This is a genomic window from Paradesertivirga mongoliensis (assembly GCF_024436395.1).
Classification (GTDB): Bacteria; Bacteroidota; Bacteroidia; order Sphingobacteriales; family Sphingobacteriaceae; genus Paradesertivirga; species Paradesertivirga mongoliensis.
Map to the genome: position 1 here is coordinate 243690 of NZ_JAFMZO010000003.1, position 22634 is coordinate 266323.

General features: G+C 42.4%; 17 protein-coding genes. 3 read left to right on the forward strand and 14 right to left on the reverse strand.

All coding sequences use genetic code 11. The annotated features are described in order from the left end of the window. Positions 1-17 precede the first annotated feature (17 nt). From J3P43_RS12325 to kaiC, 6 genes are all read right to left on the reverse strand, one after another. Positions 18-989, reverse strand: a complete 972-nt coding sequence (locus J3P43_RS12325; RefSeq protein WP_255902808.1) for a PorP/SprF family type IX secretion system membrane protein — start codon at positions 987-989, stop codon at positions 18-20. Further along, positions 986-3817, reverse strand: coding sequence for a PKD domain-containing protein (locus tag J3P43_RS12330; RefSeq protein WP_255902810.1), 2832 nt, complete (start codon positions 3815-3817; stop codon positions 986-988). The genes J3P43_RS12325 and J3P43_RS12330 overlap by 4 nt, the downstream gene beginning before the upstream one ends. A gap of 144 nt (positions 3818-3961) precedes the next feature. Continuing rightward, the gene (locus tag J3P43_RS12335; protein ID WP_255902812.1) at positions 3962-5614 is read right to left on the reverse strand and encodes an ATP-binding protein; all 1653 of its coding nucleotides are present in this window, start codon (positions 5612-5614) and stop codon (positions 3962-3964) included. Beyond that, positions 5611-5937, reverse strand: a complete 327-nt coding sequence (locus tag J3P43_RS12340) for a circadian clock KaiB family protein (protein ID WP_255902814.1) — start codon at positions 5935-5937, stop codon at positions 5611-5613. Before J3P43_RS12340 ends, J3P43_RS12335 begins: the two co-directional genes overlap by 4 nt. A 1-nt stretch (position 5938) precedes the next feature. After that, on the reverse strand, positions 5939-6235 hold the full coding sequence (locus J3P43_RS12345) for a circadian clock KaiB family protein (RefSeq protein ID WP_255902816.1): 297 nt from the start codon (positions 6233-6235) through the stop codon (positions 5939-5941). Between the two features lie 5 nt (positions 6236-6240). Continuing rightward, positions 6241-7986 carry a circadian clock protein KaiC gene (gene kaiC / locus J3P43_RS12350; protein WP_255902818.1) on the reverse strand — a complete coding sequence of 582 codons (1746 nt, stop codon included), beginning with the start codon at positions 7984-7986 and terminating at the stop codon, positions 6241-6243. 241 nt (positions 7987-8227) lie between these two features. Here kaiC and J3P43_RS12355 point away from each other — a divergent pair, with 241 nt between their 5' ends. After that, complete coding sequence (locus J3P43_RS12355; RefSeq protein WP_255902820.1) at positions 8228-9208, forward strand: Gfo/Idh/MocA family protein; 981 nt, start codon at positions 8228-8230, stop codon at positions 9206-9208. Between the two features lie 65 nt (positions 9209-9273). On the opposite strand, the gene J3P43_RS12360 is transcribed toward J3P43_RS12355, so the two are convergent. Genes J3P43_RS12360 through J3P43_RS12375 form a run of 4 tightly spaced genes read right to left on the reverse strand, consistent with a single transcriptional unit; the run spans position 9274 to position 15767 of the window. Then, positions 9274-12669: an efflux RND transporter permease subunit gene (locus J3P43_RS12360; protein WP_255902822.1), complete on the reverse strand. Its 3396-nt coding sequence runs from the start codon at positions 12667-12669 to the stop codon at positions 9274-9276. 30 nt (positions 12670-12699) lie between these two features. Next, complete coding sequence (locus J3P43_RS12365; RefSeq protein WP_255902825.1) at positions 12700-13785, reverse strand: efflux RND transporter periplasmic adaptor subunit; 1086 nt, start codon at positions 13783-13785, stop codon at positions 12700-12702. 19 nt (positions 13786-13804) lie between these two features. Continuing rightward, positions 13805-15145 carry a TolC family protein gene (locus J3P43_RS12370; protein ID WP_255902827.1) on the reverse strand — a complete coding sequence of 447 codons (1341 nt, stop codon included), beginning with the start codon at positions 15143-15145 and terminating at the stop codon, positions 13805-13807. Between the two features lie 10 nt (positions 15146-15155). Then, positions 15156-15767 carry a TetR/AcrR family transcriptional regulator gene (locus J3P43_RS12375; protein WP_255902829.1) on the reverse strand — a complete coding sequence of 204 codons (612 nt, stop codon included), beginning with the start codon at positions 15765-15767 and terminating at the stop codon, positions 15156-15158. Positions 15768-15914: 147 nt separating this feature from the next. Between J3P43_RS12375 and purB the strand changes: the two genes are divergently transcribed. Together purB and J3P43_RS12385 are read left to right on the forward strand one after the other, a co-directional pair. Then, complete coding sequence (gene purB / locus J3P43_RS12380) at positions 15915-17261, forward strand: adenylosuccinate lyase (RefSeq protein ID WP_255902831.1); 1347 nt, start codon at positions 15915-15917, stop codon at positions 17259-17261. Positions 17262-17354: 93 nt separating this feature from the next. Further along, positions 17355-17915, forward strand: a complete 561-nt coding sequence (locus J3P43_RS12385; RefSeq protein ID WP_255902833.1) for a NifU family protein — start codon at positions 17355-17357, stop codon at positions 17913-17915. A 174-nt stretch (positions 17916-18089) separates the two neighbouring features. Here the strand turns inward: J3P43_RS12385 and J3P43_RS12390 are convergent, their stop codons facing one another. From J3P43_RS12390 to J3P43_RS12405, 4 genes are all read right to left on the reverse strand, one after another. Continuing rightward, on the reverse strand, positions 18090-18881 hold the full coding sequence (locus J3P43_RS12390) for an inositol monophosphatase family protein (RefSeq protein WP_255902835.1): 792 nt from the start codon (positions 18879-18881) through the stop codon (positions 18090-18092). After that, positions 18878-20044 (reverse strand): prolipoprotein diacylglyceryl transferase, encoded by a 1167-nt coding sequence (locus tag J3P43_RS12395; RefSeq protein WP_255902837.1) that lies wholly within the window; start codon positions 20042-20044, stop codon positions 18878-18880. The genes J3P43_RS12390 and J3P43_RS12395 overlap by 4 nt, the downstream gene beginning before the upstream one ends. Before the next feature lie 36 nt (positions 20045-20080). After that, positions 20081-21400, reverse strand: a complete 1320-nt coding sequence (gene mtaB / locus J3P43_RS12400) for a tRNA (N(6)-L-threonylcarbamoyladenosine(37)-C(2))-methylthiotransferase MtaB (RefSeq protein WP_255902839.1) — start codon at positions 21398-21400, stop codon at positions 20081-20083. Positions 21401-21472: 72 nt separating this feature from the next. Then, on the reverse strand, positions 21473-22051 hold the full coding sequence (locus J3P43_RS12405; protein ID WP_255902842.1) for a UbiX family flavin prenyltransferase: 579 nt from the start codon (positions 22049-22051) through the stop codon (positions 21473-21475). Positions 22052-22634 lie beyond the last annotated feature (583 nt).

Consider the following 22634-nt stretch of genomic DNA (forward strand, 5'->3'; position numbering starts at 1 on the left):
ACAGTATCAGGTTTATCTTAAAAATTAATACCTAGCACTAATTCATGGCTACCAGAGGAAACATTTCTGATTGGAGACGTAGAATTGTCGAACGAATAACCCAGACTCACCGTCTTTGCAACATTGAAGCCGAACATGGCCGCCAGCGCATCATTCTTTCTATATGAGCCCCCAACCCACAGATTATTTCTGTAGCCGATTTTCAGATTCAGATCGTATGCTAGAGGAGCAGGAGACAAATATTTTAGCATCACGGAAGGGCTTATCGAATAATCCTCTTTAAACCAGATGCGAAAACCTGAAGTAAGGAAATAGTGAGGCACCTCTTTGCCTGATTTAAAATCGTATGCAAAAACCGTTTTACTGCTAAGTGCCTGTTGTACGGAACCTCCTAAAAAGAAATTTGCCGAATAAAAGTAGAACCCCGCGTTTAAATCTGGCAACCATTGAATAATATTACCACCGTCGGCTATAAGCGGCTCTTCAGGATTTTCAAAACGCAGCTTCGAAGTATTAAGAGCCAGCCGGTTAACACCGCCGCCAACACCGACCGCAAGATTCGCAACATCACTTATGTTGATATGATAAGCATATGTAAAATTGACCGTCGTTCTGTTTATAGGCCCCGTTTCGTCATTCAGAGCGACTAGTCCGATACTATGATGAGATGACGAGGATAAATATCCCAGTTTATCCGAATTTGTGGCTGGTTCTTCGACGCCGTAATCCACAAAGCCGCTCCTTGAAGTTCCGATATTTATCGGTTTACTCACCGTTAAGTAGCTCGTTTTGGGGGCGCTTTCGAGTCCAAGCCATTGGGTTCGATAAGCTGTTCTGACCGTGATATCATGATACATACCGGTTACCGCCGGGTTTATCACAGACATATTTTGAAAATACTGTGTATAATGTGGTTTTTGCTGTGCGATTGCTGGCGTCGCAATTGCCATCACGGTCAAAAAAGCAACAAGTTCTCTAAACTTTCTCATCGCAACAGAGTTATAGAGCCCACCATTCGCTTTCTACCGTTATTCGGTTCGATGATATAATAATAAACACCTATCGGGATTTCCTTTCCATTGTAGGTCCCATCCCAGGGATCGCTGCCGGACGTAAATACTTTCTGTCCGTACCGATTAAATATTTGAACGCTTGCATTTACATAAGTTTCCAAATACTTAATTGCCCATCGGTCATTAATTCCATCGCCATTAGGCGAAAAGGCATTTGGCACTTCAGGTTCGACTACTTTAACCCGCACCTTATCAACAACGGCGCAAGTTCCCTCGGCACTAACAGTGAGAGTATATTCTGTATCCTCCTGCGGCGAAGCCACAGGATCAGGAATCGAATCACTACTTAATCCGGCAGAAGGTGTCCACTTATATTTTAAGCCCTTCCCTACAATAACCGGACTTAACAGCTTTTCTCCGCCGCGTAGAATAGTAATATCTTCAAGAGACTCGATGACCGGCATGGCGTAAACTATTGACGAAACCGAATTCACGCAGCCTTTATCTGTTTCGACGGTTAGCTGCACGATAAACTGATCACTTTTGGAAAAGACATGCGTCGGGTTTTGCTGATCGGAGGTATTGTTCAGGCCCGACTCTTCGTCGCCAAAGTTCCAGGTCCATTTTATGATATTCCCTTCAACCGGAGCAGATTCGTCAGTAAATTTTGCTTCCTGGCATACTACCTGAGAAAATTTGGCTCCCGGCAATTCGATAATATGAATAATCTGGGGTAACGTCGGAACCGATTGACATCCGGAGATTCCCTCGACCGTCAGAGTAACCGTATAGTCACCTGCCTTAGTATAAACATGGGTAAAAGGTTCTCCGTTTCGTCGAATTTCAATTGGACTTCCATCGCCAAAGTCCCAGTACCATTTATCAATTTCAAGCCCATTGCCAACACTCACATCCGTAAACGCCACCGAGCTACCTTCGCAGGCCTCTGGTATAGTTGAAAATTTAGCCGTTGGGGGACTCGAAATAGTGAGGCTAAGTGTTACGGTTTCGTTAGCATCGCACCCAATCGGCGCCGGATTAACAGCCATTACATTTACAGTATAAATACCGGCCGATTTGAAAGTAACGACATCGTCGAAATATCTGTATTTATAAGATAAAACCCCATTTATGGTTTCTGTAGTATAATGGGCATCCGGATTTGGATCTGCTTTCAAACCGGTTCCGTCGCCAAGATCCCATTTCAGGCTATTGGTTTTATAGGGCAGCACAACGTAAAGCTTCAGGGGTTCTGCATCACAACCACTGGTTACGGGCGCATTTGTGAGCGCATTTTCGGGCTGTATAAATTGATTTAAGTTCCGGAGGTCTGAGCCGGCTAAATATCCGTACGATTCGACGCTCCCATATCCGTAAGCAATTGCAACAAAGCCTCCGTCTGCGCGAATGCGGTGACTCGGGTTGCCTGTTTGTGAAGACGCAGTTACATCCGCAATGAGATAACTGTATTGGTCGTTGATCTTTACAAACTTGTTCAGCGCGAAGGTTGTGTTAGGCGTGTTAGAGCTAAAACTCATCCCATCGATGGAAAACGAAGGGATATCTGCTGTTTTAATGATAACGTTAATATAATGGCTGCGAATGTTTGTAGGTGCCTCATTGGTCGAGATTGCAGAATAAACCGTAATATCCTTCAGCGTTTGTTCAATAGGATTTAATATGATCATCTCCGGGTCGCCGGGTACAGCCGGAGATTGCGGGGGACTCTGAGAATTCAGGCTGTTGCAGGACTGGGAAGTTTGGAATTGCGTTACATTGATTGGATTGTTGGCATTTATCATCTGGGGGCTCTGGCTGACAAATGTGATCACACTTCCTTTTGCATAAGGATTAGACAACGAAGTGCTGCCTGCCAGCGTTGTGGAACCATTTACACTTACCGTAGTATTGTCGTTAGCTACCTGGATACGATAAATGTCGACGTTACCGTTTAGGCTGTTGTAAAAAGGAGCAGTAACAAAATTTCTGCCCCAGGCAGATACGGGGAGAAGTTGCTGATATAAATTATCCTGACCGGATGGAGATGATGGAGTAACCACATTTCCCGCCTCGCAATAGCCTGTCTTTGAACTTCCTGAAAATACGGCAAATGGCTTGCAGCCGTTTACGGTACGCAAACTAGACCCGGTAATATCGGTTCGTGATTGAAACTGATAAATATCACCCTTGTCTAATGTAATTATAAATGCTTCTCCGGCCTTTCGCAATGGCAACCACCTGCTATCCTGGGAAGGGATGATTTCAATCTCCGTATCATCCTCAATACCGACAACGGTAAACTGAGAAGCCCTGATCTCATTAAAATCGGCAAGCTGATCGTAAGAGATAGCGAAATACTCATGCCCGAGGGCTTTGGTGGGGTAAACCAGGCAGGCAGCAGAGCGTGCCCCTCGCGAGATATGTGAATACACCACAATCGGTTTATCAGATGTTACATGGATGCCCTTTCCGGGATGCATCTCAAGTCCATCATATGTATCAACGTAGACGTTGAGGTAATCATTAGGATTGATGTAGATCGCCTTGGGCTGGTTCGCGGTAAGAGAAACCGACGACGAACCGTTAGATGTATATAACGTCCCGCCCACATTTATACTTACGGTGGCATTAACTTTCGATGTTAGGAACAAGGTTAACCTGGACCCATGGTCGTCTACGTGACCGGCGTAAGCCACCCAAAAATCTGTTCCCTCATTAGAAGTTCCCTGAGCGAAAGACGTGGTCTTAAGCAAGAAACATAATGCGATCGGTAAGAAAATATTCAGGTAAGACTTTTGCATCATACCACGTTAACGCTTGCGATAAATAATGCCGGTTCTGAATTCACATCTTTTGAAAAAAGGAATTAAATATACCAAATTTTAGGTTAAAGATGCAAAGGACGAAAGCGCGATATTCGAATAGATTAAACTGCAAGACATTAAGGCTCAAGGATTCAGGACCGGCAGCCTGAAGTAAAAAGTTGACCCTTCATTAAATTTGCTGTTCACGCCAATAGTACCGTTATGGGCCTTAATAATTTCAGAAGATATATATAAACCCATGCCTAAGCCGCTGGCAGAGAAATTTTTATCATCAACCCTATAGAAGCGTTCAAAAATCCGCTTCATCTGACTGTCTGTCAAGCCTATGCCATCATCAGAAACAGAGATTTGAACAAAGTCACTATGTCTTTCGGCTTTCACAACAATGTCCTTGTTAACAGGCGAGTATTTAACAGAATTACTAATAAAGTTCATTAAAACTTGTTCCAGACGCTCGAAGTTGCCTTTCACAAACAGTCCGTCCTCTACCTGGCCAGAAATGTTGTATGTAGGATAGATATGCGTAGCACTCTCCACGCAGGAATTAATAACATTAGTGATATTGAGTGTAGATTTACTGAATTGCAGCTTTCCCTTTTGAATTTTGCTGACATCTAACAAATCATTCACCAAATTCTGTAATTTACCAATGGCTTCGTCTGCTTTTCCGACAAACTGTTTAACTCTCGGGGGTACAGGCTCATTCTTGTACGATCCAATCAATTGCAGATATCCCTTAAGGCTGGTAAGAGGAGTTTTAAGTTCATGGCTCGCAATTCCAATAAACTCGTCCTTTTTTTCCATTGCACGTTTCTGATCTTCTATATCAGTTGCCGTGCCCACCCAAAATAGGATCTCTCCGGTTTCACTTCTTAAGGGGTTGGCGCGGTTTAAATGCCAGCGATAGTTACCATCATATCGTTTGTACCTGTTTTCTATTTCAAAGGTCCCACCAGTTTTGAGTGCAGTAGAAAACCTGGACAGGGTCCTTTCTAAATCGTCGGGATGAACCACCGCAGCCCAGTCGTTACTTTGCTCAAGCGTTAAGCCAGTGTATTCATACCATCGTTCGTTAAAAAAATTGACCTCCCCGTTCGGCAGGTTTGTCCAGGTCATTTGCGATATGTTGTTCGAAAGCATTTTAAAATGCTCTCTGCTCAAAAACAACTCGTTGGTTCTCTTTTTAACGGTGTCTTCCAACTGGTTATTCAAAGCGACACTGATTTGTTGTGCCTCTTCGAGCTCCTCATTTTTTATTTTTAGTAATTTTTGCGATTTCTTCTGAGAGGTAAGATCTGTTAAAATCACACTCATGGATGTGCCCTCATCAAGCTCGAGTGTATTGAGTGATAACAGAAATGGAATCGGTTCGCCTGATGAATTTAACAGGTAAAGCTCAGCTTTACAATCGTTCTCCCAGGAACATTCAAGTAAAGATTTGAAGCCTTCGCGCGATTCTGGCGCCATAAAGTCAATAAAGGACAAACCAATTACTTTTTCCAGAGGTATTTCAAGTGCATTTGCAAAACTCGAATTACTATAAACAATAATGCCCTCCCGGTTCAAAGTTACAGCGCCCTCGTTCATTTTTTCGATGAAGACTCTGTAGGTTTGATCAGCGTTTTTGAGTGTATAAAGCTGATGTCCATCTTCATTTTGCACGATAAGGGCATCTACCTGGCCAGTACGGATAGCTTCGATAGTCTCGTTGGCTTCATCAAGTTTTAGTCGAAGCTCGTATAACTCACGCTCCAATTGCTCAACCGATTTTGTCATTTCTCAGAATCTATTATTCCAAGCCCTTTCAATACTTTTTCCGTGTCGGATAAATCGCCTATCAACCTTCTCTCTGGCAGAGGGTGTTTTTTTACCAGTAAGGGCAGAGCAATAATCTGCTCACGCTCTGCCATAAGAGGTTGCTGATATACATCTATGATCTCCAACTCATAACTATCCCTAAGATTCGAGTCGCAAATATTTTTAATATTTGAAATAGCTCTTATTGAATTAGGCGATGCCCCTGTTACAAACAGCTTCAGAAAATATATTTCCCGCCCCTCAGCGGGTTTAGTATCTTCTTTCTTGGAGTGGTTATGCACGTCAAATTTTGTTTAAAGGCACTATATTTAAACCAACCAGTACCTTTTCCTCATTGGATAAATCGCCGATAATCTTTCGTATTGGCACGGGCACCTTTCTTACTAAAGTCGGGACCGCAAATATCTGATCTCCTTCGGCCAATTGCGGCTGTACCAGTAAATCAATCACTTCTATTTGATATTTTCCCTGCAAATGTTCTTCACAGTATTTCTTTAAATTATTCAAAGCGGTGACCGATTTTGGCGTTTTGCCCGCAATATACAAACGAAGTTCCCAGGTTTGATCTATACTTTCCATTATCATTACTGTTTTGAGTTATCAGAGGCCTCATTCGCTCCATCCGCACCTCTTCTGATTTTGGTCATTTCCTGTCTGTTACGCTCCAGAATTTCCTTCTTAAGCTCTTCCTCCATATATACTTTATTTAATTCCTCCTCCACCGATTCGAATTCGGTACGAAGATTGGCAATCTGTGCTTCAAGCACGGTTTTCTTCCGCAATATCTCGCGGTCTTTTCTGCTCAACGCGTGACCATGAAGCGCTTTTCCAGTTTCTTCGGACAATATTTGCGCTTCTCTTGCGGATCCGACAACCACGCCTTCCGGACCTAAATACACGTCAACCAGATTCAAGCCTTCATCACTTATAACAAATTCCCTTACCTGGTTGGAATGTTTCATACCTCGCGATTTCATGATATAGAGTCCACGGTTACGCTCCCCATTCAGTTCTATATCCCGTACCAGCAACCATGCATCTACTAATGACGATACTCCCTCATCCGTCTGCTCATTTACGATATTGTTAAGAGTAAGTGCTGTAAACATAACAGTAATTTGCTCTTCTTGAAGAAAATCAATCAGACGAATTAACATGGCCTTTACTTCACTTACGGAGCCAACCGTAATAAGGTTTGTAATGGGGTCAAGAATAACCACCTGCGGCTTAAATCTCTTTATTATTTTATGAATGGCTACAAGGTGCATCTCGAGCCCGTAGAGGGTAGGCCTGAACGCATGAAATTCCAGAATCCCCTCACTTACATGCTTATCCAAATCAAACCCAATAGATTTCATGTTTCGAACAATCTGCTTAGGCGATTCCTCGAAAGCCATATACACGCATCTTTTCTTATCTAAGCAGGCTTGATTAGCAAAGGAGGCTGCGATACTCGTTTTTCCGGTACCTGCTGTACCTGATACAAGAATACTGCTACCCCGGTAAAAGCCTTTTCCCTCCAGCATTTTATCCAGACTTGGAATACCTGACGATACCCGCTCCGATGAGACCTCACTTTCTAACAATAGGGATGTTACAGGCAACACCGAAATCCCATCTTTATCAATCAAAAATGGATATTCATTGGTTCCGTGAACCGAACCACGGTATTTTACCACACGTAACAGCCGTGTCGAAATTTGGTTAATTACCCGATGTTCAAGTAAAATTACACAGTCTGACACGTATTCCTCAAGCCCCTGCCTGGTGAGAGCATTGTCGCCACGCTCGCCGGTGATCACTGCTGTTACGCCTTTTTCTTTTAGCCAATGAAAAAGCCTTCGCAGTTCGGAGCGGAGTATGGCCTGGTTGTTCAAGCCAGAAAAAAGGTTCTCAATAGTATCTAACACCACGCGCTTGGCGCCGATGCTATCAATAGCGTAACCTAACCGAATAAAAAGTCCGTCCAGGTCATATTCCCCTGTTTCTTCTATTTCACTTCGCTCAATGTGAACATGATCTATTTTGATCATCTTGTTATCCCGAAGGGCTTTGAGATCAAATCCCAGCGAGGCCACATTCATTTCTAGCTCTTCAGCTTTTTCTTCAAAAGCCATGATCACGCCAGGCTCGTTATATTCAACAGCTCCCCGTACAATAAATTCTATGGACATAAGGGTTTTGCCACAACCAGGACCGCCGCAAATTAATGTAGGGCGGCCTTGAGGTATACCACCCTCGGTAATTTCGTCAAGTCCTTTAATTCCCGTTAAGGTTTTTGGAAAGTTATACTTTTCCATTGCCGACAAATAAGTTTTATCAGTTATCATAAAATAATTTTGTAAATATTCAGGTGACTTATCTAAATGCAGAGGCAGTATCCCGAACTAAATATCATCTTAACAATTTTTTTCAAAAAGAGTTTATCGGGCTTTCAGCAACTGACAAGAAATTGCTACTACCAAGCAGAATATTAACCATTGAGAAATATACTCTATTATTAATTTAAAGCTACTATAAATACGACATTCACAAAGAAAAGTTCAAAGTATATCTTTGCAGAAAAATGTTATGAGTATCAAATGGGGAATTATTGGCTGTGGTGATGTCACTGAAATTAAAAGCGGGCCTGCCTTCAACAAAGTTGAAGGGTCGAAATTGCAGGCGGTTATGCGGCGTGATACAGCTAAGGCAGAAGATTATGCCAAACGTCATAATGTCCCCAAATTCTATTCTGATGCTATTGAACTGATTGAAGATCCCGAAGTGGGCGCCATTTATGTTGCAACCCCTCCTGCATCTCACGAGCAATATACAATAGCCGCCTTAAAAGCGGGCAAACCGGTGTACGTAGAGAAACCGATGGCGATGTCGGAAGAAGGATGTCTCCGGATGATAGAGGCATCACAGAAGTATTCTACCAAGCTTACGGTAGCACATTACCGGAGAGCGCTGCCGATGTTCAATAAGGTGAAAGAGCTTATTAAAGAAATTGGCGACATCCGGTTCGTCTCCATTCAGTTCCTACAACCTTCAAAAACAGAGTTGGTTGCCAGCACAGAAGTTAACTGGCGTACAAACCCTGAGATTTCGGGTGGCGGTTTGTTTCACGACATGGCACCCCATCACATTGATTTGATGTTATATTTCTTTGGTGATCCGGTAAAAATTTCGGGGTATTCCGCTAATCAGGCGAAACTCAGCGGCGCCGACGACATTGTTTCCGGAGAGTTGGTATTTGCGAATGATGTCATTTGCAAGGCGCTCTGGTGCTTTAATGTATCAAACGAAGAATCAAAAGACCTCTGCGAGATTGTTGGTGCGAAGGGAAAAGTATGCTTTCCATTTCACGGAAACTTCTGTCAGATAATCACAAACGGAAAGACTGGAACCTTTAATTTCATCCATCCTCAACACATACAACAACCGATGATAGAACAAATAATACGATACTTCAACAATGATACAGATATCAACCCTTGCGATGCAGGCGAAGGTGCAAAAGTCGCCCGTATTATGGATATTTTTACCGCAAGACGTACTGCCAAATAGCGAAAAGCTCCAAAAGTGGAGCTTTTCATTTTATTAAGGTTAACTATTAAGGGTGCGCTAGATGTCTAATCTGTCTTTTTAGAAGTAGCAAACACTTTTTTGAAGCCGTTTTTTACTCTTTTCGAATTACTGTCAGCCAGCAGATACATACATGGAACCAAAACCAAAGTCAGGAATGTAGCGAAAGCCAATCCGAAGATCATTGTCCATGACAAAGGCCCCCAGAAAGCTACGTTATCCCCCCCAAAATAAAGATGAGGGTTACCTGTACTTAAAAACTTGGCGAAGTCGATATTTAATCCGACAGCGAGCGGTACTAATCCCAGCATCGTTGCTGTGGCAGTAAGCAACACGGGTGTCATCCGGGTGCGGCCCGCTTCAATAACCGACTCCCTTACACTCATACCCTGTTCAATCATCAAATCGGTGAACTCAACAAGCAAAATCCCATTTCGAACAACAATCCCCGCAAGGGCAACGATTCCTATTCCAGACATTACAATCGACATATCCATCTGGAATATTGTTATCCCCAAAAGTACCCCTATTATACTGAACAGAATCTCACTGAGAATAATTAAGGGCTTGCTTACAGAGTTAAACTGCATCACCAGGATAATCAAAATCAAACCTAAAGCTGAAAGCATGGCCCCACCTAAAAATGCGGCTGTCTCCATCTGTTCTTCCTGTTCACCAGCCATTTTAATTGTTACACCGTCTGGAGCATTAAACTGATTAATTTCCGCCTGAATATTAGATACAACTTCGTTAGGATTGTAATCGCCTAACACATTGGACGACAAGATGATAATTCGCTTTTCTTGTTTCCGCTTAATACCGCCGTAAGTATTTACGTAATCAATCTGAGCGAAGGACGATAATGGCACCTGGCGAATGATACCGCCCATAGCCATATCACGATAAGTTACTTTCATATTTCGAATCGCCTCGAGATTGTCGCGCTGGCTTTCCTGTGCTCTTACGTTAATCTCGTAATCCTCTTTTGCATCTCTGAACTTAGACGCTTCCATCCCGTAGATAGCAGTCCGCAGATCGCCACCAACCTGGTAGGTAGATATGCCTTCACGATTCGCCCTTTCCCGGTCAATATTAAAAACAAGTTCGGGTTTGTTGTTCTGAAAGTCAGACTTCAGTTCTTCGATTCCGGCTATTTGCTTCGACTCAATATGCTTCAACAGTCGCTCGGAGGTTTTAATTAATGAGTCGAGCTCATCTCCGGTAATTTCGATACTGATAGGCTTGGCAGTTGGTGGACCACCTTGTTCCTGTGCTACCGAAATAACCGCTCCTGGAATACCTTTAACGGCCTCTCTTATTTTGTCCAGATATGTTGACGTAGGCTCACCCACACGTTTGCCATACTGCACAAAGGCCACCGTTACTTTACCTTTATTGGTGTAGTTTCCCTGATCTTCATCCTGCGGATCTGTTACGCCAATTGTTACGTTAGAAATAATAGACGAGACGTCGGGATTATTTCTGCCAACTATCCTGGTAACCTTTTCTTCTACCTGTTTCACCACTTCATTGGTGCGTGCCTGGTCTGTACCAATAGGCATTGTTACATAGACGAAAGCAAAGTTAGGATCGGCTGTTGGGAAGAACACCACTTTAGGTGGAACAACAAACATTAAGGCGATAGTAAAGAAAAGCAAGCCTACTGTCCACAAAAGCATTGCTCGGGGGCGCTTTAACGCCCAAACCAACAGATTAACATACTTATCCTGGAAAGCAGGCCAGGTTTTTTTCTGGAACCGCTCTATTACACCCGTCAAATAAAAATGATTCAACAGATAAAGCAATGCGATCAGCACCACGAAGTTTCCAAGACCAAAGTTTATCAGATAAGAGACGACCGCCAATCCTGCAAAAATCCACATGGTCCTTTTTGTACTCTTGTCGAAACTTGGCTTAACGTGTGAATTTTCGTCATGCGGATGCATAAAGTCTACTGCGAAAACAGGGTTGATGATATATGCAACCAACAGCGACGCTAACAGCGTTATTATAAGAGTTATCGGCAAAAAGAACATGAACTCTCCGATAATACCGGGCCAAAAAAGCAGCGGAATGAAGGGCGCCAGCGTAGTAAGAGTACCGGAAAGTACAGGAAGAAAAACCTCTCCGGCTGCAGTTTTTGCAGCTTTTACAATGGGCACTTTTCCATTATCAAAAATACGGTGAGTGTTCTCTATAACCACAATTGCATCGTCCACCACAATTCCCAAACCGAGAAGAAAGGCGAAAAGCACGATCATGTTCATGGTAAAGTTGAAGTCGAATAACGCTCCCAATGCCGGCATGGTCAGGAAGGCCACGAACATGGATAAGGGAACCGACAGCGCCACAAACAAGGCATTGGTTACTCCCATAAAGAACATGAGGATCACCGTAACCAGAATAAATCCGATGATAATGGTATTGATCAGATCGTGCAAGGTAACCCGTGTCTGATCAGACTGGTCTCCGGTGATAGTGATGGTTAGATCCCTGGGAAGCTCCTTCCCTTTCATTTCGGCGATTAAAGCGTTGATCTTGTCTGAGGCTTCGATCAGGTTCTCACCACTCCTCTTTTTAACATTCAGAGTGATTACGTTTTTGCCGTAAAGACGGGCATAACTTTCCTGCTCCTTAAACGAATCTTTTACCTCGGCTATGTCTCTTAAATATACCGAGCCTCCGGTTGGAGTTTTGATAATAAGATTGGCGATTTCCTCCGCACTTTTAAATTCATTTTTGATGTTGATGGTACGTCTTACTCCGTCCATCTTTACGGTACCTCCTGAAATAGTGCGATTCTCATTGCCTACTGCCTGGTTAATATCCCAGAAAGACACCTGAGCGGCTGCCATTTTATTGAGATCAACGTTTATCTGAACTTCGGGGTCAAGTGCACCAACAATGTCAACTCCCGATATCTCCTTCAGACCCTCAATTCGATCTTCCAGATCATCCGCATATTCTTTTAAGCGCTTCAGGTCATAATCACCGGAGACGTTAACGTACATAATCGGTAAATCGGCAAGATTGATATCCTGAATCACTGGATCATCCGGAAGATCGGTAGGCAAATCAGCCTTATCTACCGCATCCTTCACCAGTTGCTTCGCCTCGCTGATCTCCACATCTGTATTAAATTCTGCGGTGATGATCGAAAAATCCTGGTAAGAATTCGAAGTTATTTTCTTCAATCCTTTGGTCGATTTCAACTGTTTCTCAATCTGTTTGGTTACCAGATTTTCGATATTTGCCGGCGAGGTACCCGGATAAACCGTGGTTACGAAAATTTTAGGGATAATTACCTCCGGAAAATTTTCTTTAGGAAGGTTCTGGTAGGCCGAATAACCCATCAAAGTTAAAATCGCCACCAGCACATATATGGCCGTTTTATTGTCGATCGCCCAACTCGAGGGACCGAACTCTTTATTAACGTCTTTCATTTTGCTTATTTATTACCGTAAAAAGAGCGGTTAGAACTTAACAGATTCGCCTTCATTCAAATCCTGCATTCCGCTGATCACCACTTTATCTCCAGCTTTCAATCCCACTAAAATCTCTGCTTTGCCCTCAGAAACTTTTCCGGCTCTAACGTTTACACGCTTAGCTTTTCCGTTTTCTGCCACGAATACATAATCGGCTGTTTCTGATTTTTGGATAGCATTGACCGGCACTGTGATCGCATTGTTTATTTTATAATCCACAATACGCAATACGGCCAGCATATTTGGGCGATATACATTTCGGGCCGGAAGTTTAATTTCAATATTAAAACTTCTCGAAACCGGATCGATTACCCTCGAAGCATAGGTTACCTTTGTTTTAAGGCTATCCGGAACATCCGGCAGAATAACTTCCACTTCATCCCCCTGATTTACCCTTCCGGCATACGATTCGGCAACATTAGCCTCCACTTTTAGATCACTGGTATTCACTACCGTGATGCCTGGCATACCTGGCGAAACGGCCTGACCTAATTTAAGGTCCATTTTATCGACTGTCCCGGAGATGGGAGATTTCATTTTGTACATCGACTGCTGAGAACGCAATACACCAATTTGCCTTTCCAAGCCTTCCTTCTGGCTTTTTGCGGTCAGAAACTGAACTTCTGTACCGATCTTCTGATCCCATAAGTTTTTTTGGCGACGATATAATGAATTAGCCAATTCTAATTGGCTCTGTAGCTGAGAAATGCTCTGGCGGAGCACCTTGTCGTCAAGTTGTGCCAGAACCTGTCCGCGACTAACCCGCTGGCCTGCTGTTACGTAAATTCCGGTAATAACACCGGGGGCTTCGGGGTTAACCTGCACATTCTGCTGAGCATCAACCCGGCCCTGAATTTCGAGAAAGCTTTTAAAAGTTGCCGGAACGACTTCCAAAACGGCAACATCAGCCACTTCCTGAACAGTCTGAACCCCGACCTCTTTTTCAAGAGCTGCAATCTTCTTATCAAGCTCAATCCGGTTCTTTTTCAGTTCTGCTAGTTCCGCTTTTTTATCTTTTGGCTTGCCACAGGCAGCTATTACTAAAATTACTGCCAGATAAATTATGTGTTTCATATTCATTTTGATAATAAGGTTATTGGATACGTCCGTAGGCATTGTCTAGATCTACTCGGTTAATTAATGCATTATATAAAGCCTGTATGTAATTATTCTCGGCTTCTTCAAGCGCCGTTTGGGCTTGCGTTACTTCAATACTTGAGCCTACCCCCTGTTGATATTTAATTCGGGACACCCGCAGCACTTCTTGAGCCAATGTCATATTACTACGTTGATTGTTCAAAGATTGAATACTGTTTTGGTAGTTGATACGCGCAGCATCTTGCTGTAGGAGAAGTCCATTCTTAACTACATTAAGTACGTTGGCAGATTTACGAACCTCAATTTCTGCCTGTTTCACCTGGTGATATCGCTGAAAACCGCTGAAAATTGGAACATTCAACTGGAGTCCTATAACAGTCGTCGGAAACTTTCTGTCGTATAATTCACTGAATTTGTCAGCTTGATAATTATAAGAAGAACTTCCAAATGCAGCCAGGGTGGGTAAATACTCTGATTTTATCCTTTTTAGGTTTAAAGCATTTAATTTTCCCTGGGTTTCGAGCAAACTATACTCAAAACGCTTCTTATATGCACTTGTATCAGCCACTAAAGAAAGGTCATTTTCAATTTTTATATCGGCTATTTTATCTTTTACCACAAGATTGTCCGTAGCCGGCATTCCGATTTGAAAACGCAGCATGTAATTAGCAAGTAACAGCGATCTTAAAACGTTCTCACGCGTAGTAACCAGATTGTTGTAAATTACATTCAATCGGTCTAAATCGATTTTTTCAACAAATCCCTGCTTATTTAATTCGGTGGTTTCTTTTAACTGCTGGGCCAATTGAGCAATATTAGCATTCAGAAGTTGGGCCTGTTCATTACTAACCAACACCTGATAATATGCCTTTGTAACCGCCACTGTAGTTGCTGCTTTTGTCCGGTTATAATTCTTTTCACTTAGCTCTCTAAAAGTCTTGGAGGCCTGTAACCCTACAAGGTAGCTTCCATTAAAAAGAAGTTGATTAAGTGTAATACCTGCACTGCTTTGGTATTTAACACCGAATTTTGCTGGCACAAAAGTACCGGGCTCCCCAAAAATTTCTCCAGGTATTAATGTAGTCGGAATTTTAAGAAAGTCCTGCAAACTTGCTGTCCCACTTATCTGCGGCAACCCAATTCCAATTGTTTCTTTCACCTTATACTTCGCGCTCTCAATATCCAGTTGCGCATTCTTCAAAGAATCGTTATTCTGATAAGCATACTCCAAACACTCCTGCAGGTTAAACGTAAACGTTTTACCTTGCTGGGCATCTTGCGCCTTCAGCGTTACTGAACTTAGAAGTATAAGTATGGATAGTATTGTAAATCTCATGGTCTTATTATTATTCTTCTGTGATGTGTTTATATTTATTAATTAACTTGTGTCCTTTTAATGTACAGAGCCCATATAAGTAATGCTCGGTTACTTCTGTCATAACCTCCAGCATGACAAACTTCCCCGCCGGAAATACAATTTGATTGAAGATCATATCCACTTGTTCCAATCGCAGCAAAGCAAGAATTTCGGCTTTTATTTCCGGTCTGAAATATCCTTCGTCAATACCCCATTTTATATTTTTAAGAATGCAGTCTTTCATATACGAAAACCTGAAATCTTTGAATAAGGACCAGGATTCGGGATGATACTTATGTAAATCGTAGAAGATCATAGGATTGGTCTTAGACAGCATCTCCTGCAAATGTGTTACAACTAAAAAAACTTCTTCTATTGCATTGGCAGCATTAGCAGTTCTTGTATCCATCATTTTCATATTCATTTCCAGCATTTCCTGGATTAAAATATAAACCAGTTCGTTCTTATCTTTAAAATGCTGATAGATCGTCTTTTTCGAAATTCCCAATTCACGGGCAATATCATCCATTGTAATCCGCTTAATACCGAACTTACGAAACAGCTCATCCGCCTCCCACAATATTCTTTCTCTTAACTCCATTAAAACATTTTCTCCATAACACCGGCAAAACTATGGAAACTTTTTTCAAATCCAAAGTTTCCGAAAGAAATTTTCGGGAGACTTAATCGCAATTGGAATTGTAGAGGTGTCTGGCGAAAAATGTAACTTGCGCAAAATTTCAATTTCATGAGCTTATCGCCTTTATATGCTATTTCTCCGGTTGACGGACGTTACCGCAAAACCACCCAGGAACTTGCTGCCTTTTTTTCAGAAGCGGCATTGATCGAGTTCAGGGTGTATGTAGAAATAGAATACTTTATCGCCTTATGCGAGTTACCTTTACCGCAGTTACGAGATTTTCCGAAGAAAAGCTACAACGATTTAAGAGGCATCTATAAAAATTTTAACCAGGAAGATGCCCAGCGGATTAAAGACATTGAAAGCATTACCAATCATGATGTAAAGGCAGTAGAATACTTTATTAAAGAAGAATTTGACAAATTGGGACTGGGCGAATCAAAAGAATTCATCCACTTCGGACTCACCTCTCAGGATATTAACAATACATCCATTCCTCACTCATTCAAACTCGCTATCGAAAAAACTTATCTGCCGGCATTAAACGAGCTGATCGGAAACCTAAAGGCGCGGGCGGAAGAATGGAAGAACATTTCTATGCTGGCTCATACGCATGGTCAGCCGGCATCACCAACTCGCCTGGGCAAGGAAATATTAGTTTTCGTAGAACGTCTGGAGGCGCAAGTGGCGCAGCTTAAAACTATCCCTTACTCAGCAAAATTTGGCGGAGCGACAGGTAATTTCAATGCTCACCATGTAGCTTATCCCGAGATAAACTGGAGAGATTTCGCCAACAACTTTGTGAACAATATTTTGGGATTGCATCGCTCTCAATATACTACACAGATAGAACACTATGATAATTTTGCAGCACAGTGTGATGCTCTGAAACGGATAAATAATATCATCATGGACTTAGACCGTGATATGTGGACCTATATTTCGATGAATTACTTCCGTCAGAAAATTAAAGCCGGCGAAGTGGGATCATCGGCCATGCCACATAAGGTAAATCCTATAGATTTCGAAAATTCCGAAGGTAATCTTGGTTTAGCTAACGCGATGTTTGAGCATCTGGCTGCTAAGCTCCCTGTGTCGAGACTGCAACGCGACTTGACAGACTCAACAGTTTTAAGAAACATTGGCGTGCCGGTGGCTCATAGTTTAATCGCCATAAAATCAACTCAAAGAGGTTTGAGCAAGTTATTGCTTAACGAGAACGCTATTGCAAACGACCTGGACGCTAACTGGGCTGTAGTAGCAGAGGCGATTCAGACCATTTTACGCCGCGAGGCTTATCCGAACCCTTATGAAGCCCTTAAAGAGCTTACCCGGACCAACGAAAAAGTAAATGCCGGAACCATCTCAGAGTTTGTAAAAACATTGAATGTCTCTGACAGCGTAAAAGAGGAGATTAAACGTATCAGTCCAACAACATATACCGGAATTAACTAAGGCAGTCATGCTGAAGTAAAAACCTGGTGAGACCCTATTAACTGGTTCGAAATTTGGTAGATTTGTGTTGTAAAGAACCATAATATGGCTACAATGGCAAGTAATATTAACGTATATACAGAGACTACGCCCAACCCGGCGACCATGAAGTTTCTGGTAAATAAGCTTTTATTAAACGGAAGTGTTGATTATCCAACAGCAGCGAGTGCCGAAACATCTCCGTTTGCAAAAGAATTATATAAATTCAACTTCGTAAATGGTGTCTTCTTCGCCAGCAATTTTGTAACTGTCACTAAAACTGACGATGCAGAATGGGTCGACATTGAGCCGATTTTGAAAGAGTTCGTAAAAGGCGCAGTCGAGTCGGAATTAAAGATTCAGGAAGTTGCCAACTCTGATGAAGCTCCGGCTTTTGAAGGAACAGAACAAGAGATAAAAATCCAACAGATCTTGCATGATTATGTTCGTCCGGCAGTTGAACAGGATGGAGGAGCAATCAGCTATAAATCGTTCGAAAACGGTGTGGTTACCGTTGAGTTAAGAGGTTCATGCAGCGGTTGTCCTTCTTCGACGTTTACCCTAAAAGCCGGAATTGAAAGTTTGTTAAAACGAATGGTTCCTGAAGTTCAGGAAGTGGTTTCTGAAGCGATGTAAGAGACCAGCAACCTATAAGGTTTCCAAAACCTTATAGGTTTTTTACTGTGCTAAAGAGGCGCCCTCCAATAGTCATCGGATGACTTTAGGGGAGACGTAAATAACGGAATAGCTTTCAGTCATTTAATGACTAAACGATCTGCCTGAGAAAATCGTAAAATAATTCTCAAGCGATCAATAAAAATGCCTTTGAATAACCTCTTTCATCGCCTCTCCTATCTTCCCGTTTGATGAAATCATTTCCCTGGATTTAAGAAACTCATCTTCACCAGAAAAGTTAAACGCTGTACCGCCCGCTTCACGGACAATCACCGCCCCAGCCGCGATATCATAAAGGTTAATATTATACTCAAAATAGGCATCGAACCTTCCGCAGGCCACATAAGCCATATCTACAGCAGCCGAACCCATTCGCCTGATCCCGTGGCATTGCTGCATTAATTCTTTAACAACTTTAAGATACTCATCCTCTTTGTCGAAATTGTAGTACGGAAAGCCCGTAGCAATAAGTGTTTTTGAGAATTCGCTATGCGGAGAAACCTGTATGGACTTTCCGTTAAGATAGGCGCCGCCCTCTTTCCATGCGTAGAAACATTCGTCGAGGTTAATCTCATACACCACACCTAAAACGAGTGCCTTATTTTGTTCCAGAGCAATGCTTACAGAAAACACCGGTAATCCGTGCAAAAAATTAGTGGTACCGTCCAGTGGATCGACTATCCAGTTGTACACATCACCGGTTTTATTAATTGTCTCCTCCTCTGTTATGAATCCCGCTTCCGGCAACAATTCAATTAATCGTTTAACAATTTTTTCTTCGGCTGTTTTATCAACGTACGACACCAAATTACTGTGTCCCTTATATTCAATGTCGCTTAACTTAAAATTCCGGGCTTCGTCTCTTATAAAAGCGCCAACCTCTTTTGATAACGCGACAACTTCCTTGGTTAAAATCTCTAAATTCATGCTTTTACTGGCTGCAACTTCCTATGGTTATTTATTGCCCAGATAATTCCGGCGATACCTGCAATAACCATAATTACAGAAATAAGTTCTGCCTGAGTGAACCCTAACCCGAAGGCGTGGTACTCAGAATTCACCCTGATCTTTTCGATAAAGAAGCGCTCAATTCCAGCCAAAATCAGATATATTGAAAACATCATCCCGGCCGGTTTAATCTTTCTGCGTAAAGACCACATTAAAGCAAAAAGAATAAATCCGGCGACAACCTCATAAAAGGCAGTGGGATAAACAGGAAATGGCAATTCCATACAGTATTTCCCTACGCAATCTTTAATCGGGACTCCCTCACTAATTACATTATGCGGATATTTGAATCCCCAAACCCAATCGGGAGCCCAGCTAAGCCAGGAAGGTTTGGGAGCAAGGTTATTAATCCCCCAATCACCATCGCCAGACATGTGGCAACCCAAACGGCCTACCGCATATCCAATCATGATGCCCGGGCCACCCACATCAAACATATGAGCAGGCTTAATTCCATGTTTGTTAGCGATATAAATTACCGCGGCGCCGCCGCAAATCAATCCCCCATAAAAAGTCAAGCCGCTGAAGGATAGCAATCCGTCTATCGGGTCCTTCATAAATTGATCAATGTACTCCAGGTTATGAAATATCTTAGCACCCAGAAAGCCCCAAACCGCTGCCCAGACCACGATACTACTCATTAACTGATAAGGATGAACCGTCTCTTCAGTAACCTTTGGTTTAGGAAGTTGTTGTTTCTTTTTCTCGGCATAAGCCATGTAGCCAAAAATGGCCCCCACTATAACCCCTCCAAGCAAACTGCCTCTGGTGGATAAAATAAATTCCTGTGGATTATTTACAAAATCCATGTAATGCAATACAGCATCAAGAAGCTTGTATCCTATTAAAAAGCCGAGAAAGCCGTTTAATGCAACTTCAGCTGCAGAAGGTGGTTCACCGACAGTAACCTTAGCTTTGAAGGGGTGGACCAATCCTTCTGTTTCTTTACGCTTCAATTCTGATGAAAATGCCAGGTATGCAGCTATAAAAGCCAAAGCCACAAAAAAGCCAAAGGTTTGTATGGGAAGAGGAATATTAACGCCGGTTAAATATTCAATAAGATGTGAAAGGGTTGGAAACATGCCCAAAGATAACGGGATGTTCGGAAAAACACAGTACTAATGAACCAGAACTTCTGTAGCTTCCGAAATTTCTACATCACCTGCTGGAGATATTGATTCCAGCTTTATCCATTTCAATTCATTTACCAAAACAGGATCATATTTTGCCTGCACTTTTACATAGTTGGGAGTAAACCCATGCATTAGGCCGTCCTTTTGGTCGGCTTCAAACAAGACCTGCGACTGCTTTCCTAATTGAGATTCGTAAAATGCGCGTCGCTTTTTCTCTGAAAGGATGTGGAGCATTTTACTTCGGTCGGCACGCTGAGAGCCGGGTACCGAACCAGGCATTTCTGCGGCTACTGTATTTTCACGCTCAGAATAGGTAAATACATGCAGGTAGGATATATCAAGCCCCTTAAGAAAGTCGTAAGTATCGATAAAGTCTTCGCGGGTCTCTCCGGGAAAACCAACAATTACGTCAACACCAATGCAGCAATCAGGCATTACCTCCTTAATTTTCGCGACTCGTTCAACGTATAATTCTCTTTTATAACGACGGCGCATTAGAGATAAGATCTTATTCGATCCGGACTGAAGCGGGATATGAAAATGCGGCACGAACCTTTTTGATTGGGCAACAAACTCAATAATTTCGTTACTAAGAAGATTGGGTTCGATAGAAGAAATCCGAATCCGTTCAATACCTTCAACGTTATCAAGCGCTTTCACCAAATCGAAAAACTTATCCTCCCGATTTCCATTTCTAATTCCAAAATCACCGATATTCACACCCGTCAACACTATTTCTTTTACACCGGAAGCAGCAATCTCTTCGGCCTGCTTCACCACGCTCTCTACAGTATCGCTCCGGCTAGCTCCCCTGGCTAAAGGAATGGTGCAAAACGTGCAGGAATAATCACAACCGTCCTGAACCTTTAAAAAAGTACGTGTACGATCACCATAAGAGTATGAAGCATTAAATTGTGTGGCTTCTGCAATCGGCTGGTTATATACAAGCGCCTTAGGATTCTTTGTCAGATCAGTGAGATAATCGATAATCTGAAATTTTTCGGCAGCTCCCAAAACCATATCCACTCCGGGAATTTCTGAAATTTCTTTAGGCTTAAGCTGCGCATAACATCCAACTATTAAAATGTATGCATTGGGTGAATACTTCAATGCCTCCTTTACTACTTTTCGGCACTTTTTATCCGCATTCTCGGTTACAGAGCAGGTGTTAATCAAATAAACGTCGGGGGTATCGGTAAAATCAACGGTATTGAAGCCAGCCTTGTTAAACTGCCGGCCGATGGTTGAAGTCTCAGAATAATTCAGCTTACAACCCAGTGTATAAAATGCAACCTTCCTGCTCATAATCAGCTGCAAAGATAGGAAATTGGTTTAAAATGAGTATCGGGGACAAAGATATGACGATGGCCTTAGAAATTACGGGCTTGAGGCCTCATCGCCCCAGCGATATGAACTCGTGTCTAAGCCTGCCAGATCTATCACGCGATCAACAACAGTTGCAGCTACCGCTTCGATACTATCCGGGCGGCTGTAAAACGAGGGAGTTGCGGGACAGATAATCCCGCCAGCCTCCGTAACTGTTCTCATGTTATTAATATGAATGAGATTATAGGGCGTCTCTCTAACCACCAGAATCAATTTTCTTCGCTCCTTCAGAATTACATCGGCAGATCTTGTTGTCAGATCATCCGAAACGCCCGAAGCGATCCGGCCCAAGGTACCCATAGAACAGGGACAGATAATCATTGTATCGTACTGCGCGGACCCGGATGCGAAAGGAGCTGTGAAATCAGTTTTAGAGTAAAATTTAAAAGGATAGTCGAGATACGAATCATTGTCTAACTCATATTTCCAAACTTCCTTGGCGTTATCCGACATAACAACCCCAACAGCCTCAATTTGCGATCGCTGTGAAACCAGTTTATCAAACAAAACCTTGGCGTAAATGGCGCCACTGGCTCCTGAAACAGCAATCACAATCTTCTTTTTTCCCATTTTTAGACTAACAAAGGTGCATTGAAAATGTTAGGTAATAAAAAAGGGTCGAAAAGTTAATTTCGACCCTACATCTACCTATGAAAAACATGCCCTTTGGGAGGGCATTACAAATATAGATATAAAGTTATACGCTGCAAATTTTTTTGAAAAAAAAATTTGTTTAAACATACATTATATAAAACACTGATTATTAGCTTAATAAATTAACATTCTCTGAAAACCTTTCAAGTAGATGACTGTTCACTCGCTATCAATTTAATACCGTTCACAGGTAATCTACTACAATAAAAAGATCTTTTCCCTTAAAAGTGTCAAAAGTCCGGATTAAAATCCTGTTGATTAACAAAGCTAAAAAACGTATTTCATCCCGCCAGCAGGCGCCGGAATGATATCTCGAAAACTTCGGCTTAAGAGGACGGCCATAAGAACTAACCCTAGTCGTGTCGACAGCATCCTTGAAGGAAGAGGAGCAGGTAAATGTCTACGTAAATCCCCATAACATGCAACTTTCAGCCCCCCCGGCTATCACACTATCCTCCCTCCTTTTTTCAAGAAGGGGATTAAGGGGTAGTTTATGCCT